Here is an 18222-nt window from a genome sequence, read left to right on the forward strand (position 1 = left end):
AGGTGATGACTCTTTCAGCCGATGAAGTCACTCTCTTTACACATAATCAACATTTACTAATCCCTATCGTCGCTATTTCGTATTGTATTAGTTATTATTATAAGAGAGAGTGAAGTTAATCGTCAACAGACTTTCGTTAGGTTTTACATAAGAACATCTGTCAAAAGAGTAGGAGGGGTTGGAAATGAAAGGTAAAGTCATTTGGATAACTGGAGCTTCAAGTGGGTTAGGTAAAGATATGGCCTTAGAAGCTGGGAAAAAAGGAGCAACTGTCGTATTACTGGCACGACGTATAGATAAATTACGTGAAGTTGAACAGAAAATAAAAGAAGCTGGTGGAGATGCTTTTAGTTTTCAACTTGACATGAGTAATATTGATCAACTAATAAGTGAAATTCAGTCCATTATGATAGAAGTAGGACATATTGATGTATTAATTAATAATGCTGGCTTTGGCATATTTGAACATTTAGTAGACGTTAACATTGAAGTGATGAAGGATATGTTTAATGTAAACGTTATTGGATTGATGGCTCTTACAAAGTTGATCGTACCACATATGATAAAGAAAAATGGTGGACATATTATTAATATTGCCTCACAAGCAGGAAAATTAGCAACCCCAAAAGCAAGTGTATATTCTGCTTCAAAGCACGCTGTAATAGGTTTTACGAATAGTTTAAGAATGGAGCTAGAACCGCATCATATACTTGTTAGTGCTGTTAACCCTGGACCAATTCAAACGGATTTCTTCACACGAGCTGATGAACAAGGCTCTTACGCAAAAAATGTCGAGAAATGGATGTTACAATCTCATACAGTAGCAAAGAAAGTCATCCAATTAATTGAAAAGCCAAAAAGGGAGTTAAATCTTCCATACTGGATGGGCTTAGGCTCTACTATGTATCAAGTGTTTCCAGCATTAGTCGAAAGGATTGCGGGCAAAAAATTAAGGCAGAAATAGTTACTCATCATGATGAGTAATAAATGTGTAGGCGACATCATGGATAATATCGATAAGGACTTCCGAATCTTCATGTTCAGCATTCATTAATCGTTTGAAAGAGACGATCCTATATTCATTATTTGAGTAAGTTTGGGTAATGTTCATTATATCTTTTAAATAGCATTCCCTAATGATGATGTGTTCATTTATGGGATTGACAAGGAACTTTTTCATCCTTAAAATAAAATGGAATTGATTTGATAAACCATTCATATATGAATGGATGTGGACTTTTCTAGGCAATTCCTATTTTCACCACACATTTGCTTTTCTTATAGCGAGTGTGTGTTTTTTTGGTTAATAGGCAAGTTAGTCATATGTAATGTTGGTTGATTTAAGTGCTTCTTACATATTGCTTTTTAGAAAGGGGAATACAAGGATGAAGAAAATATGGTTTTACTCATTATTAGTTTTTTTAGGTGGCTGTTGTTTTGGTGTTTTATCGACTTTTGTTAAGTTATCGTATGCAAATGAATTTACGTTAGCTCAAATTACTGGGTTGCAATTCTTATTTGGCTTCCTCATGATTTGGTCATTTATTCCTTTTATTCGCACAGTAAGACAGCGAAGATCAATGATATTGAAACTAATTGTTTCTGGTATTCCGATGGGATTAACGGGCATTTTTTATTATCAATCATTGCAAACGATTGATGCATCTGTTGCAATTATTCTTCTATTTCAATTCGTATGGATTGGTACTTTATTAGAATGGACGATTGATCGAAAGAAGCCGAACCAAATGCGAATGATAGCAATTGGGACATGTATGGTTGGATCCTTTTTGGCGGGAGGTTTTTTCATGAGCTCCTTTAACATAACGATAGAAGGTGTCATTTGGGGATTATTAGCAGCTGTAACTTTTTCAACTTTTATATATTTAAGTGGAAAAGTAGGGAAAGGGGTACCAGCTATTCAAAAAAGTGCTTGGTTGACAACAGGAGGCTTGCTTACCGTTATAATCTTATTTTCAAAAACGTATTTGATTGAAGGTTTTCCACTAGACACATTTTTAGCTGTTGCTCCATATGGTTTAATATTAGGGTTGTTTGGTGTTTTTCTACCACCACTTCTATTTTCCATTGGAATGCCAAAGGTTGGAAGTGGGCTTGGAACGATTCTTTCTTCATCTGAGCTACCAGTTGCGATTATGATGTCGACATTTGTGCTACATGAAACAGTCACAACTAGTCAATGGGTTGGAGTCGTTATGATTATTTCGGGAATTATAATCGGAAATGGACTAAACAAGAAAAAAACAAGTCATAACATGCTCAAGGCTTCTTAAGTAGAAGTCTTTTTTTTAGCTTCACGCAAGTTATATCTTTCGAGACTCTTTTATATGTACAAATGCTAATAGAAAATATACTCCATCCTCCAAAAAAGCAAATAAGAGGGGAAGTGCTGAGTTTTTAAACAGAGTTCAGCTTGTTCTTTTTTCACAAGAGTCATTTATGTTGAATACGATAGCTAATAGTTCTATGTCCTAGCATTAATTGAATATCATTTAATAATAGCGTTTTAGATTACTTTTTCCCAAAAGGGGTGGATGATACGTGTGTGGTATAACTGGATGGGTTGATTGGCGGTATGATTTACGTAAAGAGAGAAATGAAGTAACAAAGATGGCTAGAACTTTGGAGCATCGAGGGCCAGATGATTTGAATGTATGGGCTTCGGAGCATGTAGCACTTGGTCACGCAAGGTTAATCGTTGTTGATCCCGAAAATGGGATTCAACCGATGACAAAAACATATAAAGGTAAAACATATACATTAGTTTATAATGGTGAGTTGTACAATACAGAAGAGTTAAGGAAGGAATTATTGGCTTTAGGGCATTCCTTTACAGGTCATTCCGATACGGAAGTGTTATTAAAATCGTATATTGAATGGGGATATCAATGTTTAGAGAAGTTAAACGGGATTTTTGCGTTTGCTGTGTGGAATGAACAAGATCAAAGTCTTTTGTTAGCTAGAGACCGTCTTGGGGTTAAACCACTTTTTTACACAGTACGTCATGGTTGTATACTATTCGGTTCGGAGCTAAAAGCATTATTAGCACACCGTGATGTAGAACCTGTCATAAAGGCAAATGGTTTAGCTGATATCGTTGGGTTAGCACCTTCTAGGACACCGGGGCACGGGATTTACGATGAAATTGAAGAGTTAAGACCTGCTCATTTGCTAATTTATGATCGAAACGGGGCGAAAATTAGTCGTTATTGGTCATTAAAAAGTAAGCAACATCACGATTCAGTAGACGAAACAGCAGATTATATTCGCTATTTGTTGGAAGACATTGTGGAAAGGCAATTGGTTGCAGATGTTCCAGTTGGAATGTTTTTATCAGGTGGTGTTGATTCAAGTGCTTTAACAGCTCTTGCAGCTAGAATATATGAGAAACAAGGAAAAGGACCGATTCGAAGTTATTCAATTGATTATGATGAAAATGATAAATATTTTCGTGCAAATGATTTTCAACCAAATGAAGACGCCCCTTGGGTGCAAAAAGTATCAAAAGCACTAGGTACAAACCATCAAAATAAAATCATTTCAATTGATGAATTAACTGCTCGTTTAAAGGAGGCTGTACATGTTCGTGACCTTCCTGGAATGCTGATGTAGATTCATCATTACTATGGTTTTGTCACGAAATAAATAAAGATGTTACAGTCGGGTTATCCGGTGAATGTGCAGATGAGATCTTTGGCGGTTATCCTTGGTTTCATAAGCCGGAAGTAATGTATTTCGATGGGTTCCCCTGGATGAGATCGATATCTGAACGTGAAGGATTGTTAAATGACAAATGGAAAAAGAAGCTGCAACTAAAGCAGTATGTGTATGATCGATATAAGGAGACAATTAACGAAACACCAACTTTTGAAGAAGATACGAAAGTGGAAGCACGCCGAAGAGAAATTTCTTATTTAAACATGATCTGGTTTATGACCAATTTATTAGATCGAAAAGATCGAATGAGTATGGGAGCTAGTTTAGAAGTACGAGTGCCTTTTTCTGATCATCGTCTCGTTGAGTACGTATGGAACATTCCTTGGGAGATGAAGCAATTAAATGGTAGAGAAAAAGGGATTTTGCGAAAAGCATTAGAAGGTGTTTTGCCAAATGATGTTCTATATCGTAAGAAAAGTCCATATCCAAAAACATATCATCCTCATTATACAAAAGCAGTCCAAGAAGAAATGAAAAAGATATTAGCACAAAAGGATGCTGCATTATTTGAATTCATTGATAAAAATGCATTAAAGAAAGTAGCCGAGGACGGTGGCTTTGCCGAAAATCAGCCTTATTTTGGGCAATTAATGGCAGGACCTCAACTTCTTGCTCATTTTATTCAAATGAACGAATGGTTAAATAATTATAAGGTGCAAATTAAAGAGTAAGCGTTCTAGACTTCTTGAGTTGATGAAATCTCAAGAAGTCTTTTAAAGTGATTGAATTAAAAAAACTGTAATCAATCCAGCATTTTTCTAAAATGAAGGAATGAATGATATGATATGTTTGATAGTGTATGAACAAGGAGTTGATTAAATTGAAGAATCCAGTGGTCATTGTCACAGGAGCTGGTCATGGTATTGGAAGGGCGATTTCAATCGCTTACGCAAAGAATGGTTTTGTCGTTATTATTGCTGATAAGAATTTGAGTGTAGCAAGGGAGACTGCGGAACTAATAAAAGAACATAATAGAAATTGCGATGCATATCGCTGTGATGTGACAAAGGAAAGTGATATTACACGCTTAATAAAGGAAGTACAGCATCAATATGGACGAATTGATGTTCTAATTAATAATGCAGGTGTTTCCGAATTTCGTTCACCGTATGAATTAAGTATTGAAAATTGGGATCGTATATTAAATACGAACGTACGTGGGGCCTTTCTTTGTTCACGCGAAGTAGCGAAGGTAATGAAAGCAAATCAGGGTGGTGCAATCATTAACATTTCCTCAACAAGAGCGGTAATGTCAGAGCCAAACTCTGAAGCGTATGCAGCATCTAAAGGTGCACTTATTTCACTCACACATGCATTAGCAGCCTCATTACAAGAAGACTACATTCGTGTTAATTGTATTAGTCCAGGCTGGATTCATACTGATGAGAAGGAGAGTTTACGCGAGATAGACCATCAACAACATTTCTCGAAAAGAGTTGGAACTCCAGAAGATATTGCTAAAGCTTGTTTGTTTTTAACCGCAGAAGGCAATGAGTTTATTAATGGAGAAAATATTACCATTGACGGAGGGATGACTAGAAAAATGATGTATGAGCATTAAACGATTTACATAGCAGTTAAGTTTAGAAGACATTTTTAACGTAACAGTTCAAACGAAACTAGAAAATTGACGAAGCGAAAGGGGAAATCTACTTAATACAAAAAAACGACAAGGACATTGAAAGTCACTTGTCGTTTCTACCTTAGATTATCTGTAATTTTAATTAAGCATATGCAGAGCCAACGATAATTAAGAGGATGAATAACACGACGAGTAACGTAAATCCGTTAGAACCGTAACTCATTGTCCTCAGCTCCTTTCTTTACTTCTTTATAGCTTATGTTTTCCTTGACAATCTGTGTATAGGCATTTGTGAAAATAATCATATTTAGAGGTTTTGTTGCACTGTTTAAAGGGGATAGTAACAGTAACTCTAAAAGCTAGAAGGAGTATGATCCATGTTTAAAAAGCTATTTAAGAAAAATAATCCTACTAAACCAGTAGAAGAAAAGGTTTATAGCCCTTTAACAGGAACACTTGTCCCAATCGAAGATATACCAGATCCGACCTTTAGTGAAAAAATGATCGGGGATGGATTTGCGGTTTCTCCTATGGAAGGAAAGGTAGTAGCACCAATTGATGGAGAAGTTGTTCAAGTTTTTCCGACAAAGCATGCGATTGGGATACAGACTGCAGGGGGCCTAGAAATCCTCATTCATATTGGTCTTGATACGGTCAATTTAGGTGGTGAAGGATTTACTACATTTATAGAAGAAGGAGATAAGGTTCAAAAGGGCGATCTCCTAGTAGAATTTGATGTTGATACGATTAAAAATAAAGCGACAAGTGCTATTTCACCAGTTATTATTACAAACGTTGAAAAAATAATTAAATTAGAGAAGAGTTCAGCTCAAGATGTCATTGGTGGTGAATCGATTATTTTATCTGTTTCAACACAATAATGTAAAAAGTGGCCACTGTAAGGAGTCCCTACAGTGGCCTTGATGCACTACAAAGGTATGAACAATAAAAATGGTCTTTTTTGGAAGCTAATCTAAACGTATTCATTAGAAACTAAAACGAGGGTATACGTATGGGCTTTCGGGTTCGTCAATGAGTTCAATTCCACGTAGCATAACTTGCGGTATACGCATATCATTATACGTATCTTCACTAATAATTCCACTTATATGTACCCAAGTATCACTATCTAAATGGAGAGGTTCATCTGAACGAACCATCGTACCATACACCGAAGCATCAGCAATACAGCACGTCATGGCAAAGCGTGCGACGACAAATTGGTTATCGTCAAAATCATCCTCTTGATAGACGAAGCCAACCATCTCGATTGATTTACCTATAAAATCATTTAAATGAAGGTCGAGAACGGTCATAATATCTAAATAGTTTTCTTCAGTGACAATAACAGGATCATCTACAAGCAAATCTTCTGCCAAATCACTGTAATATTGATTGTAGCCTTCTTCCGTAAAAAAATCTTCATTAGTTAAACTTTCATACTCCGTTTGATTTTCTAGATCTGCATAATACGCATCAGGGTCTTCAAGAAAGGCCTCAGCCCGTGAGGTTGCTGAACCATTTTCAGATACAGGTGTTGTTTCAACTAGACCAGAACCAAATTGGATACCGCGATTTGCTGCGACAGAGCTATCTAATAAACGATCGGGTAGAACAAACCCTAATATAATCGGTGTAATAAAGACCGCGTATACGAATAATTTGGCAAAAATTGGACCTTGAACAGAATGGTCAACTCCACAATCACATAGCTGTTCTTCCTGCTGACCCTTTTTTGTGCTTCTAACTATTTGTAAGATCCCAAGAATGATAAAGACACCCGTAGCAAAGTAAATAAATGGTAACATTGCCGGGGCAATATAATAAGTAATATTACCAGTCATGAGAAATGCTAGCATTAAAAGGGAAAATCCGATTAATATTATTCCGCGGATGTAAGCATGATAGCCATTATCAGATTGTTTTTTTTCATTTTGTTCACCTTCTTTTACAAGACTTGTCCGAATTGGAGTGCCATAACGGAAATAAATACAGTTATTGTTACAACGATCATGAATACCATAACGAACCGAACTTTAAAAAAAGCAAATAACATAAATGTATTTTTTAAATCAAGCATTGGACCGTATACTAAAAAAGCTACCAAGGAACCAGTTGAAAATGTATTACTGAATGATGCGGCAACAAAAGCATCAGCTTCCGAGCATAAAGATAATAAGTATGCGAAAGCCATCATTACTGCTGATGAACTCATTTCATTGCTGCCAATTGCTAGTAAAACGTCTCGATCTAATAGTGTTTGAAACAAAGAGGCAACAAATGCTCCTAAAATTAAATATTTACCCATCAAGAAAAACTCATCTGCTGCATGATACATCGTTTGCTTAAGCCGGTTCATTTTCTTTTGTCCAAGTGAATTAATAACGACCTTTTGACCAACTAATTCCTCTTTGGTCCACCTTAATTGATCCTTATTTTTAAAAATGATATATAGAATCGCACCGATTAGAGTTGAAAGGATAAAAGCTAGCCCCATTCTAGCGTAGAGAACAGATAAATCCGTACGGAACGCAAAGAAGGTTGAAGCAGCACAATGGGATTTAAAATAGGAGCAGCTACTAAAAATACAACACCAACGTGTAAGGGCATACCTTTTTTATTAAGCGTCTAACAATGGGGACAATGGCACATTCACAAATGGGAAAAATGGCTCCTAATACAGCAGCAGGTAGAAGAGCAGCATACGCATTTTTTGGTAGATAGCGGTGGATAATTTCTTCCTTCACATAGATTTGAATAAGTGCTGAAACAAAGACACCTAATAAAATAAAGGGAATTGCTTCTAATACGATACTTAAAAAATTCATATGTATGAGCACCCAAGTATCAGGAACAGTAATCCCAGCTTGTTCATTTTTAAACGTATCGAAATTAAAGAAGAGAATAAGAAACAAAATAAGTAGAACAAAACCACTTACATCCTTAAGAAAACTAAGGAGGGTTTCTTTCAACGCTTTCATAGTTAAACTCCTTTTAATAAAACCATAGTAGAACTAATTTTATCATAGAACCATTTATTTTAGGATAGATACTATAAATTGTCATTAAGTTGAAATCATTTAGACAAAAATTACTATCTTAAATTATCAATAAAGGGTAGATTGAAGATGAGAATCCTGTTAGACTACGTAGGTTGAATTATATATGAAGAGGTGAATATCATGCTCCAAGCGATTATTATCTTTATCGCACAGCTCCTATTTGTTCCTGTTTTAACGCTAAGAACGATTATGATGGTCAAAGGAATGAAGGAAAAAGCGGCAGCTCTCGGTGTTTTAGAAGGTGCTATATATGTTGTGGCACTTGGAATAGTATTTAGTGATTTAGCTAATTACTTGAACATGGTTTCTTACGCACTAGGTTTTGGTGTTGGGTTATATATCGGACAAATAATTGAACAAAAATTGGCTATTGGCTATGTAACAATAGAAGTGAATATCATGAATAAAAATGATGCTTTGACGAAGCATTTACGAGAAGAGGGGTTTAGTGTTTCGACAGCTGAAGTAGAAGGAATGAATCATGCTAGACGATATCGACTAGACTGTACAGCGAGAAGGGACCGTGAAGAAGAATTTATACGGATCGTCAGTACGTACGAACCGAGTGCTTTTATTGTTTCGTATGAACCTCGTAATTTCCGGGGAGGTTACATTACAAAAGCGATGAGAAAAAGAAAAAAGCAAAAGGAAGCAACGCAATAATTGAAAGGAAGAGGTTGTTCCAACTAAGTTATTAGCTTAGGACCAAATTGGAGCAACCTCATTTTATTATGCAATCAGGAGAATAAAATCAAACGGTCTTTGATGTATGTTTATTTTTTTGAATAAACCAAACGAAAAAAGATATGAATAATGATAAAAAGGTGTAGAAAATAGACCATCCAAAAAGAATTTCCCATCCGATTGAATAATTCATTGAAAAAATAATGGTCGGAAAATTCAACAAAATAAAAACGAGCATAGGTGCTGCATAGTAATCATGATATTTTATCGCAAAAACAAGGGAAAGAACGATTGTCATCACTGGAGCAACCATCAAATAAATGAGTAGTTCCCACATGATGGCACCTCCTTCCAGTCATTTTCTTTTTGAACCACTCTACTATGGTATTCGCAGAGTGGTCCAATTATTAATTGTTTATGGCAGAAATTTCTGTACATCCTCTTCGTTAATAAAGAATAGTTCATGTAGTAGCTCATCTTCTAAAAAGAGAAGAACGGAGTAAGAACTATGATAGTAGTGAAAGTCTAAATCATTTAGAAGTTCATCTATCTCTTCATCTGTACTGATTTCAGTATATTCAATGTGTAGCTTATTTAAATCATTTGTATATTGAACTGTTTCAAAAATATCATATGCATATTGATCCTCGACAATAATGGCAAGCTTTACGTTTTCCGATGATAATCGCACTTTAGATAGTAACTGCCTTTCCTTTATCCATTCGTCTAGCTGGGTAAAGGATTGATTCCAACTAAGTTCTAATGTATTTCCATTGTTCAACGTTACCGTTATAAATGTATATAAATTTTTCTCGTTTAATATATCATCAATACGCTGATCAAAGATGTCTTTAATAAGAGCATCATAAAATGTTTGAATGTCTATTTGTTCACTTATAAAGAGCGGAGCTTGCTGCTGATGATTTTGTAATAACCAATTATTCACTTGGATCGATTGGATATCATTTACATCAACATTTAAAATTGGATTTTGCTTTCTTTTATATTCATCTGATTCTAGGATTGGTTCGAGCAATGCTTTATACGCTTTCGTAGGAATTGCATATTCTCTTATTATCGATCGACCATTTTTAAGTTCATAAGCAATCGTAAACCGCTTTGTGTCTTGATCAATCGTATGTCTGTCATTCATTAAGTTATTTTTATCTTTAATAAGTTGCTCATGTAAGCTCATTATAGATTGTATAACTTCTGAATCATCATACATGTAGTGTTGTAGATTTTCGTTTTCTTCATTAACTTTAGTATATACATACCCATCCTCAGAGAAATAGACTTGCTCGATAGCTTCAAATTCTGGCATCCGCTTTTCATAGCCAGTAATATCAAAGTAAATAAAAATTGCAATCAGCGAAGCAACGACGATATAGCCAATAAAACCTTTCCAGCTATTGAAGACTCGCCAAGTTTTTTGAATAATCATTTCCGCGATAAAGTAACCGAATAAAGCAGAAATAACATACCCAAAAATAATCCATCCCCAGTCACTGTTAACTGAACCATAATACAAACCACCTAAGAGCATAAAGCAAAACGTTATACCGTATTTGAAAATCGGTTTTAATGGTGAAATAGAGATAGCTAGCGTCGCTGCTTCTGCATGCCTTAATTTGTATAAGAAATATGAACTAACGAAGGCTAGCATCGTTAATACGATATATGTAATGATTACTGATGGCTTAGTAGGCTCATAAAGATGATTTATGAGCACGGTAAAAGGGATTGAATTCTCGTGTATATAAAAGCCTGCTGTGAAACCATATAATGTATAAGATATATTCTCAAGCAAGAGTACGATAATCCCAGTTGGGAAAACAAATAAAATATACGTCAAAACAGCCTGTAAAACTGAAATGCCCGTAAACATTCCAACAAAGACGGTCACATAGAAAACAAAAAGATTCATAAGAATCATGAGACCCAACCATTCACCTACCGAAGAAAGTGAAAGCAGCTCTGGTGCTGGAATAAAAAATCCAATAAGCCAAAGTATAGCTGCGTTAAGGAAAAACGGTACGATCACTAAAATAGTTCCTGTGAGCATTTGTTGAATGAAGAGCTGCTCTCTTCGAATTGGCAAGCCATGAATAAAATCGCTTGATAGCTTTACTTGCATATAACGGAATAAAAAAATTCCTAATAGAAGCGGAAGTATAAACGTTAGAAAATATATTAACCCATGGGAATAGAAAAATAGCGATGCTCTAGGTAGAAATGGGCTAGTAGGTGTTGCATTCGAATATTCAAACAATATTTGAATGGGCAATGTAAATAATAAACAGAGAAAATATGCAAGAGCGACCCAGCCAACTTGGTGCATATTATGCTTGAAAATACCACGGTTAAACGAGAACATTTTCGATAGCATAGCCGACATCCCTCATTTCATAAATAAATATTTCTTCTAAAGTAAGTGGGAGAAGATCAAATACAGCAGGTTGTAATTGAGATACTTTGTTCTCAATGAATGCTTGATCCCCTTTAACGATCAGTAAATGAACACTACCGCGTTTTTCTTCAAATAAAATGTCCAAGTCCTTTTTAAAGGAACTAGGGGCTTCATGCTTAAATGCGACTTGAATCTTATGAATATCAGATTTTAAATCATCTAAATCTTTTTCAATTATAAGTTGGCCATCGTACATAATACCAACTGAATCGCAAAGGTCTTCAACTTCACGTAAATTATGAGAAGAAATTACAATAGTCATTTCACGTTCCGCAACATCTTGTATTAAGAGGTTTTTTATTTTTTGTCGCATAACAGCGTCTAACCCATCAAACGGCTCGTCTAGGATGAGAAAATCGGGCATCGTTGATAAACTTAGCCAAAATGCTACTTGTCTTTGCATTCCTTTTGATAATTGCTGTATTTTCTTTTGCGGACTGATATTAAATACTTTACTTAGTTCCTTAAAGCGATCTTCATTCCAATGCTCATACATATGCTTATAAAAATGGGCAGCCTGTTTAATTGTTGTATTTGGAAAAAAGTATAAATGATCGGCAATAAATAGGACGCGTTGTTTTAACGAACTGTTTTCAAAAATCGGATTTTGATTAATATGGACAGTACCAGCATTTTGTTTGTAAATACCTGAAATGATTTTTAGTAATGTTGTTTTTCCGGCACCATTTGCACCTAATAAACCATAAATAGACCCTTTTCGTACGTTTAACGATACATCCTTTAAGGCTTCAAATTTTTCATATTTTTTAAAAATATGGTTCACTTCAATCATCTTTTTCGCCTCCCTTTAACGATTGTTCGGCATCGTTAATTAATGATACAAGCTCATTTTTATCCAGGCCTAAATAAAGTGCTTCTGTTAGAAGCTTAATTATTTCTTGTTTCATTTTTTTCACCTTTTCAGCATTTATCGTTTCAGTTTTAGGAGCAACATATTTTCCTTTACCAGGTATTGAGTAAATATAGCCCTGGTTTTCAAGCTCGTTGTATGCTTTTTGAATGGTATTTGGATTTATCGTTAATTCTTGAGCCAACATTCTGACAGAAGGTAACTGCTCATCTGCTTCATAAACTTCTTGCATAATTAGTTCTTTTAATTTATTTACAAGCTGTTCATATATCGGCTTTCTGCTACGAATATCTAATTGAAACATAAAGTCCTCCTTTCAAAAAACTTATATGTGTTTACTGTATTATTCATATTAATACAGTTAATAAGTGTATGCAACTATAATTTTAAATCGTATCCTTTCAAATTTGAAATAGTAAGCTTCTATGTGCTATTTTATGGAAGGGAAGGGGATGCTATGGGTAAATCAATTCCTACTTATATCATAATCGGATTTTTAGGGAGCGGAGAAACAGTCATATAAAGAAGGAGAGAGTTAAATGAATGTATTAGTTGTTGGAGCAAACGGTCAAATAGCACGACACACTTTAACAAAATTATCTGATAAAGGGTATAGTCCCATTGCGATGATCCGAAATGAAGAACAGGCAAATGAACTAAAGCAATTAGGTGCTCGTGAAACAATTGTGGCTGATCTTGAGCAAAACATTGATCACATATTTTCCATTCACCAAATTGATGTCGTTCTTTTTGCGGCTGGTTCAGGTGGTCATACTGGTGCAGACAAGACGATTTTAATTGATTTATGGGGGGCTATGAAAGTCATTGATACGGCTGAAAAGTATGGTGTAAAGCGTTTTGTCATGTTAAGTTCTATGGGGACGGTTGATCCTGATAAAAGCGATCAAATTCGCCATTACTTAGTAGCAAAAAAGTTAGCCGATGATCACTTAAAGCGTTCAAGCTTAACGTATACGATTGTGCGTCCTGGCAGTTTAGTGAATGAGCCTGCGCAAGGAAAGATAAAATTAGAAGAGGAAATTAAAGAGCGCGATAATACGATAACAAGGGAAGATGTTGCAATTGTGTTAGCGGAAGTAATTGAAAGGGAAAATACACATTTTAAAACATTTGAAATTCTAAACGGTGTTACGCCAATAGAGGATGCTTTAGAAAAAGTGTAAACAAACTCATTATTTCGGGGTGTTTCAAACAGTCAATATTTGGAACACCCGAAGCAGTATTTTCATTATATATCCATAATTGTATCGGGTGATAAATAAAAATATACGAATAGAGCCATAGCAAAGCAATATAGTGCAAAATAGATTAGCTTGTTTTTCTTTAAGAAGTCAATTAACCATACGATACCAATCCATGAAAAGATAAATGTCACGATAAATGAAACGATTAATGATAAAAGACCAATTTCAGCAATTAATTCCCCACCAGTAAAGTCTCCAATTGCTAATACCGAAGAACCAAGAATGGCTGGGATGGATAGTAAAAAGGAGTAACGGACAGCCGTTTCACGATTTAAGCCAATAAAAAGGGCTGTAATTAACGTTGCACCAGATCGCGAAATCCCTGGGAAAACGGCTATAGTTTGCCCTAACCCAACAAAAATTGAATCTAAGAAGGTCATTTCACCTTCCTTACGGTTCCCATATGTAACAAAGCGTTCAATGACAATAAGGAAAATTCCTGTGACCGTCAGAGAAATCGCAATAACAGTTGGTGTCTTTAATCCTTCACCGATGAAATCTTTTAGTAATATACCGAGTACTGCTGTAATTCCTGTAGCAATGACAATATAGATTGCTAAAAAGAATTGTGTACGATTTTCTTTATTTTTATTAACAAAGTAATTAAAGAAACCGCTGATAACTTCAATTAAATCCCGTCTAAAATAAATAATAACCGCTAAAATGGAAGCGATATGTAGGAATATCTCAAAAGAAAGACCAGGGAATTGGTAGTTAAATAACAATTGAGTAATGACGATATGTGCGGTACTTGAAATAGGAAGGAATTCCGTAATTCCTTGAACGATACCAAAAATAATGGCTTCAATGATCGACATAAATAACCGTCCTTTCAAACTGGTTAGATTTTTTTATTGAACTGTTTTATTCTAGCAAACTTTTCATTTTTTCGAAAAGAATTCTTTTAATCGTCATATGTGTGAGTTGCGATTGAAATCAATCCGTTTTTATAATAAATGTAAGACTAAATGCGGAGGAGTTATATGAATAAACAAAGAACGATGATTATTTTAAGTGCATGTCTATTACTAGCGATAGCGGTTGTGCTTTTTGCAGACCGTGAGCAATATGGCAATGATGAAGGAATGATGATGGAAAATTTCCGCTTGCCGATGTATGAGCAAGAAGAGGGTGAACTGTACGATTATAAAGGTGATGTCATTGTTTTAAATTTATGGGCATCTTGGTGTAAACCGTGTAGAGATGAGATGCCGGCTTTCATGAAGCTTCAAAATGATTATCAAGAAGAGGGTTTGTCGATTATAACCTTAAACATGCAAACTACAGAACGCACATTAAATGATGCAATAGAGTTTATCCATGAAATAGATTTAACGTTACCTGTCTTTTTTGATGAAGATGGCGTTTTGTTAGAGAGATTACGTGCTAAATATGGTATGCCGATTACGTATGTCATTGATCGAAATGGCAAAATAAGTGAAGTCTTTATAGGTGAAGTAAGCTACGAAATAATTGAAGAAGCCATTCAACCGCTATTATAAATAATATTCATATATTGTTAAAAAAGAGAGATACTATAGAACATTAGGATGGTAAAGGCGTGAATACGGATGTATCGTGAATTGACAGCAACTGTTCTATCTATTTATTACGAAGATGAGGATATCCAAAAATTAGAAACAGACAAAGGTGCTAATAAGGCTATCCTCTATAAACGATTATGTCCAAGAACGGATGTTGGCGATCAAGTAATTGTCAATGTAACAGCAACCGACCTATTACTAGGGACAGGTGGTTGGGATTTTGTCGTTTCTCATCGGAATAAAGTTCTGCATTGGACGACTGAAAACGATGGCCATATTATGAAAGCCCGTTATACGCCAATTCAACATAGTGTTCAGACTGTGGAATCTCAAGAAAGTGAGTATCATCACCTATTTGAACAGCCTTTTTCATTAGAAGGAAGGCCCATTTGGATAGCGGAATTACATAGTATGGTGCCACTTTTTTTTGCATTACTTCAAGTGTACGATCCGAAGAAACGTTTATGTGTGATTATCGATGATCAAGCATCCTTACCTCTATATCTAAGTGACCAGATACGTGAAATGAAAAAAAATCCTAATCTGATAACCATTACGGTCGGTCAAGCGTTCGGTGGCGATTTTGAGGCTATTACAATCGCATCCGCGATACAATTTGCCTATCACATATTAAAGGTAGATTGTATTTTAATTTCAGTAGGCCCTGGTGTTGTCGGTAGCGGGAGTTATTATGGTTTTACAGGTATGATACAAGCACATTGGTCACATATTATTAGTGGTCTAGGAGGTCAACCTGTATGGATACCGCGAATTTCGTTCTTTGATAAACGAAATCGGCATTATGGACTGAGTCATCATACATTAACAACTTTATGTGAATTCACTTTCAAGCCAGCATTTGTCCCTTTTCCAGTAATGGAGCAAACGAAATTAAAACGGATTAAACAGCAATTATTTGAAAGGGAGCCGCATGCCTGTTCACATCGTTTCATCTTTTCAACAGTCGCTGTAGCAAATTGGGTAACTGAGGCATTAAATTGGACCTCGTTACCAATTTATTCAATGGGAAGAACCTTTGAAGAGGATCCGCTCTTCTTTTGTGCTGTAGCTGAAGCTCTTCGATTTGGACTTGAGCAATAAATCGTTTCAACATAGTGATTAACTGTTTTAAAAGACTTTTGCAATTGCTTTAATTTTGTACGGATCTCCCATGCTTTTCCTGCCATTGTTAAACCTTTTTTTATGAATGTACATTTTTCATAAGCTTATCCCATCCTTTCTTATGGTACACTTTTATGTAACGTACCTACGAAAAAGAACTGGAGGAGAAGCATGGATCATTTAAATGAAAAAACAATAAAAACAACAGAGATATTTAAAGGGAAGATTATCGACTTACAGATTGAAGAGGTTGAATTACCAGATGGTCGCTTAAGTACGAGAGAAGTGGTTAAGCATCCTGGTGCTGTTGCAGTAGTACCAATTAAAGAAGATGGGAAGCTCGTTTTAGTAAGACAATATCGAAAAGCGTTACAAAAGACCATAATTGAAATTCCAGCGGGCAAACTTGAAGCTAATGAGAACCCAAAATTTGCAGCCATGAGAGAATTAGAAGAAGAGACAGGCTATAAGACTGATTCCTTAACATTTATTGGCTCGTTTTATACGTCTCCAGGATTTGCTGATGAACTGATTCATCTTTATCTAACAAGTCACCTTGAGGTTGGGCAATCTCATACTGATGATGATGAATTTATTGATGTGCTAGAAGTGACATTAGATGAAGCTGAAAAGCTAATAGAAGAGCAACAAATCCACGATGCTAAAACGATGTATGCTATTCAATATGTGAGATTACATAATAGGAAGGAATGACTTCATTGAATCGCTATGTTGCTGATTTACATATTCATATTGGTCGTACATGGTCCAATGCAGCGGTGAAAATCACGGCTGCTTCTTCTTTAACATTAGAAAATATAATATATTATGCCGAGCACATAAAAGGGATAGATGTAATTGGTATTATTGATTGTCACGTCTCAGAGATTCTTGATCAGATTGATGAACAATTGATGAACGGTGAAGCTTATGAACGTGAAGGTGGAGGCATTCAATATTCAAAGGTAACCCTTTTTTTAGGTACTGAACTTGAGATATATGATCATAATTGCAAAGGGCCTATTCATGTGCTTGCCTATTTACCAACTGTTAAAAAGATGAGGCTTTTTTCGGAATGGCTAAAGATGAGAATGAAGAATGCAACGTTAAGTTCTCAACGTATTTACGAAACAGCAACGGTTATTCAAGAAAAGGTCCATGAATTGTCAGGTTTATTTATTCCGGCTCATATTTTTACTCCGTTTAAAAGTATGTATGGAAAAGGTGTTATTCAGAGCTTATCAGAGGTGTTTCATCCAGACTTGATAGATGCTGTTGAATTAGGGTTAAGTAGTGATACAAGAATGGCAGAACAAGTTGAAGAGCTGCAATCGTATCCGTTTTTAACAAATTCTGATGCTCATTCATTAGAAAAAATGGCTAGGGAATATCAAATCATTAGAATGAACGAACCAAGCTTTGAAGAATGGCGACTTGCACTTAAAGGACGAGATGGAAGAAAGATTGTTACGAATTATGGATTAGACCTTTACTTGGGAAATACCACCAAACGATTTGTGCACAGTGCTCACAACCGATGTCAGGAACTAAATGTTTTCATTGTGATAGTTCTTCCTTTGTTAAAGGAGTTTCTGAGCGTATTAAGGAATTAAAGTTAAGCCAGCCCTCTACTAGTCGTCCTCCGTATATCCATCAAGTGCCATTAGAATTCATCCCGAAAGTTGGAAAAAAGACCTTAGAGAAACTAAGAAAGGCCTTTGGAACTGATATGAATGTAATCCATCGTACATCGCGAGAAGATCTAGAGCAAGTTATTTCAAAGAAAATAGTAGACGCGATCATTCTAGCACGATCAGGTGAACTTACGATCCATGCAGGTGGAGGAGGGAGGTTCGGAAAGATAATAGAATAGAAAAATGTAAA

General features: G+C 35.5%; 17 protein-coding genes, 3 pseudogenes and 1 other annotated feature (1 of these 21 only partly in view). Of the genes and pseudogenes, 11 read left to right on the plus strand and 9 right to left on the minus strand.

Annotation, left to right across the window (positions count from 1 at the left end):
- Positions 1-79, minus strand: a binding site (T-box leader) (it extends 129 nt beyond the left edge of the window).
- Positions 80-184: 105 nt separating this feature from the next.
- The 4 genes and pseudogenes from JCM19034_RS00650 (at position 185) to JCM19034_RS00670 (ending at position 5299) form a co-directional block, all read left to right on the plus strand.
- On the plus strand, positions 185-964 hold the full coding sequence (locus JCM19034_RS00650; RefSeq protein WP_197276316.1) for an SDR family oxidoreductase: 780 nt from the start codon (positions 185-187) through the stop codon (positions 962-964).
- 421 nt (positions 965-1385) lie between these two features.
- Complete coding sequence (locus JCM19034_RS00660) at positions 1386-2294, plus strand: DMT family transporter (RefSeq protein WP_062046470.1); 909 nt, start codon at positions 1386-1388, stop codon at positions 2292-2294.
- A gap of 268 nt (positions 2295-2562) precedes the next feature.
- Positions 2563-4409, plus strand: a pseudogene (gene asnB, locus JCM19034_RS00665) (asparagine synthase (glutamine-hydrolyzing)).
- Between the two features lie 143 nt (positions 4410-4552).
- Positions 4553-5299 carry an SDR family NAD(P)-dependent oxidoreductase gene (locus JCM19034_RS00670; RefSeq protein WP_082393709.1) on the plus strand — a complete coding sequence of 249 codons (747 nt, stop codon included), beginning with the start codon at positions 4553-4555 and terminating at the stop codon, positions 5297-5299.
- Between the two features lie 163 nt (positions 5300-5462).
- Here the strand turns inward: JCM19034_RS00670 and JCM19034_RS20695 are convergent, their stop codons facing one another.
- Positions 5463-5543 carry a YjcZ family sporulation protein gene (locus JCM19034_RS20695; RefSeq protein WP_082393657.1) on the minus strand — a complete coding sequence of 27 codons (81 nt, stop codon included), beginning with the start codon at positions 5541-5543 and terminating at the stop codon, positions 5463-5465.
- Between the two features lie 154 nt (positions 5544-5697).
- On the opposite strand from JCM19034_RS20695, the gene JCM19034_RS00675 reads away from it, so the two are divergent.
- A complete protein-coding gene (locus tag JCM19034_RS00675) occupies positions 5698-6201 on the plus strand; it encodes a PTS glucose transporter subunit IIA (protein ID WP_062046474.1) in 504 nt (167 codons plus the stop codon).
- A gap of 105 nt (positions 6202-6306) precedes the next feature.
- Here JCM19034_RS00675 and JCM19034_RS00680 read toward each other — a convergent pair whose 3' ends face one another.
- The gene (locus JCM19034_RS00680; protein ID WP_370621797.1) at positions 6307-7311 is read right to left on the minus strand and encodes a TIGR03943 family protein; all 1005 of its coding nucleotides are present in this window, start codon (positions 7309-7311) and stop codon (positions 6307-6309) included.
- Positions 7269-8301 (minus strand): annotated as a pseudogene (locus JCM19034_RS00685) (permease). Before JCM19034_RS00685 ends, JCM19034_RS00680 begins: the two are co-directional and overlap by 43 nt.
- Positions 8302-8502: 201 nt before the next feature.
- Here JCM19034_RS00685 and JCM19034_RS00690 point away from each other — a divergent pair.
- Positions 8503-9045: a DUF2179 domain-containing protein gene (locus JCM19034_RS00690; protein WP_062046478.1), complete on the plus strand. Its 543-nt coding sequence runs from the start codon at positions 8503-8505 to the stop codon at positions 9043-9045.
- Positions 9046-9133: 88 nt separating this feature from the next.
- On the opposite strand, the gene JCM19034_RS00695 is transcribed toward JCM19034_RS00690, so the two are convergent.
- The 4 genes from JCM19034_RS00695 to JCM19034_RS00710 form a co-directional block, all read right to left on the minus strand.
- Positions 9134-9403 carry a hypothetical protein gene (locus tag JCM19034_RS00695; protein WP_062046479.1) on the minus strand — a complete coding sequence of 90 codons (270 nt, stop codon included), beginning with the start codon at positions 9401-9403 and terminating at the stop codon, positions 9134-9136.
- A 78-nt stretch (positions 9404-9481) separates the two neighbouring features.
- Complete coding sequence (locus tag JCM19034_RS00700; RefSeq protein WP_062046481.1) at positions 9482-11455, minus strand: DUF6449 domain-containing protein; 1974 nt, start codon at positions 11453-11455, stop codon at positions 9482-9484.
- A complete protein-coding gene (locus tag JCM19034_RS00705; RefSeq protein WP_062046483.1) occupies positions 11430-12329 on the minus strand; it encodes an ABC transporter ATP-binding protein in 900 nt (299 codons plus the stop codon). Before JCM19034_RS00705 ends, JCM19034_RS00700 begins: the two co-directional genes overlap by 26 nt.
- On the minus strand, positions 12322-12711 hold the full coding sequence (locus JCM19034_RS00710; RefSeq protein ID WP_062046485.1) for a GntR family transcriptional regulator: 390 nt from the start codon (positions 12709-12711) through the stop codon (positions 12322-12324). The genes JCM19034_RS00705 and JCM19034_RS00710 overlap by 8 nt, the downstream gene beginning before the upstream one ends.
- 235 nt (positions 12712-12946) lie before the next feature.
- On the opposite strand from JCM19034_RS00710, the gene JCM19034_RS00715 reads away from it, so the two are divergent.
- Positions 12947-13591 (plus strand): SDR family oxidoreductase, encoded by a 645-nt coding sequence (locus JCM19034_RS00715; protein ID WP_062046487.1) that lies wholly within the window; start codon positions 12947-12949, stop codon positions 13589-13591.
- A 65-nt stretch (positions 13592-13656) separates the two neighbouring features.
- Here JCM19034_RS00715 and uppP read toward each other — a convergent pair whose 3' ends face one another.
- Positions 13657-14490, minus strand: a complete 834-nt coding sequence (gene uppP / locus JCM19034_RS00720) for an undecaprenyl-diphosphatase UppP (RefSeq protein WP_062046489.1) — start codon at positions 14488-14490, stop codon at positions 13657-13659.
- A gap of 165 nt (positions 14491-14655) precedes the next feature.
- Here uppP and JCM19034_RS00725 point away from each other — a divergent pair, with 165 nt between their 5' ends.
- The gene (locus JCM19034_RS00725) at positions 14656-15174 is read left to right on the plus strand and encodes a TlpA disulfide reductase family protein (protein WP_062046491.1); all 519 of its coding nucleotides are present in this window, start codon (positions 14656-14658) and stop codon (positions 15172-15174) included.
- Between the two features lie 69 nt (positions 15175-15243).
- Positions 15244-16317, plus strand: a complete 1074-nt coding sequence (locus JCM19034_RS00730; protein ID WP_062046493.1) for a DUF3866 family protein — start codon at positions 15244-15246, stop codon at positions 16315-16317.
- Here the strand turns inward: JCM19034_RS00730 and mciZ are convergent.
- Entirely contained in the window at positions 16233-16421 is a 189-nt protein-coding gene (gene mciZ / locus JCM19034_RS23835) for a Z-ring formation inhibitor MciZ (protein ID WP_269431654.1), read from the minus strand. The two genes, JCM19034_RS00730 and mciZ, sit on opposite strands and share 85 nt — an antisense overlap.
- Before the next feature lie 88 nt (positions 16422-16509).
- Here mciZ and JCM19034_RS00735 point away from each other — a divergent pair, with 88 nt between their 5' ends.
- Positions 16510-17052 carry an NUDIX hydrolase gene (locus JCM19034_RS00735; protein ID WP_062046495.1) on the plus strand — a complete coding sequence of 181 codons (543 nt, stop codon included), beginning with the start codon at positions 16510-16512 and terminating at the stop codon, positions 17050-17052.
- A 5-nt stretch (positions 17053-17057) separates the two neighbouring features.
- Positions 17058-18211: pseudogene (locus JCM19034_RS00740) on the plus strand (endonuclease Q family protein).
- The last annotated feature ends 11 nt before the right edge of the window (positions 18212-18222 follow it).

Source organism: Bacillus sp. JCM 19034 (genome assembly GCF_001310635.1).
In the GTDB taxonomy this organism is placed as follows: Bacteria; Bacillota; Bacilli; order Bacillales; family Bacillaceae_D; genus Halalkalibacter.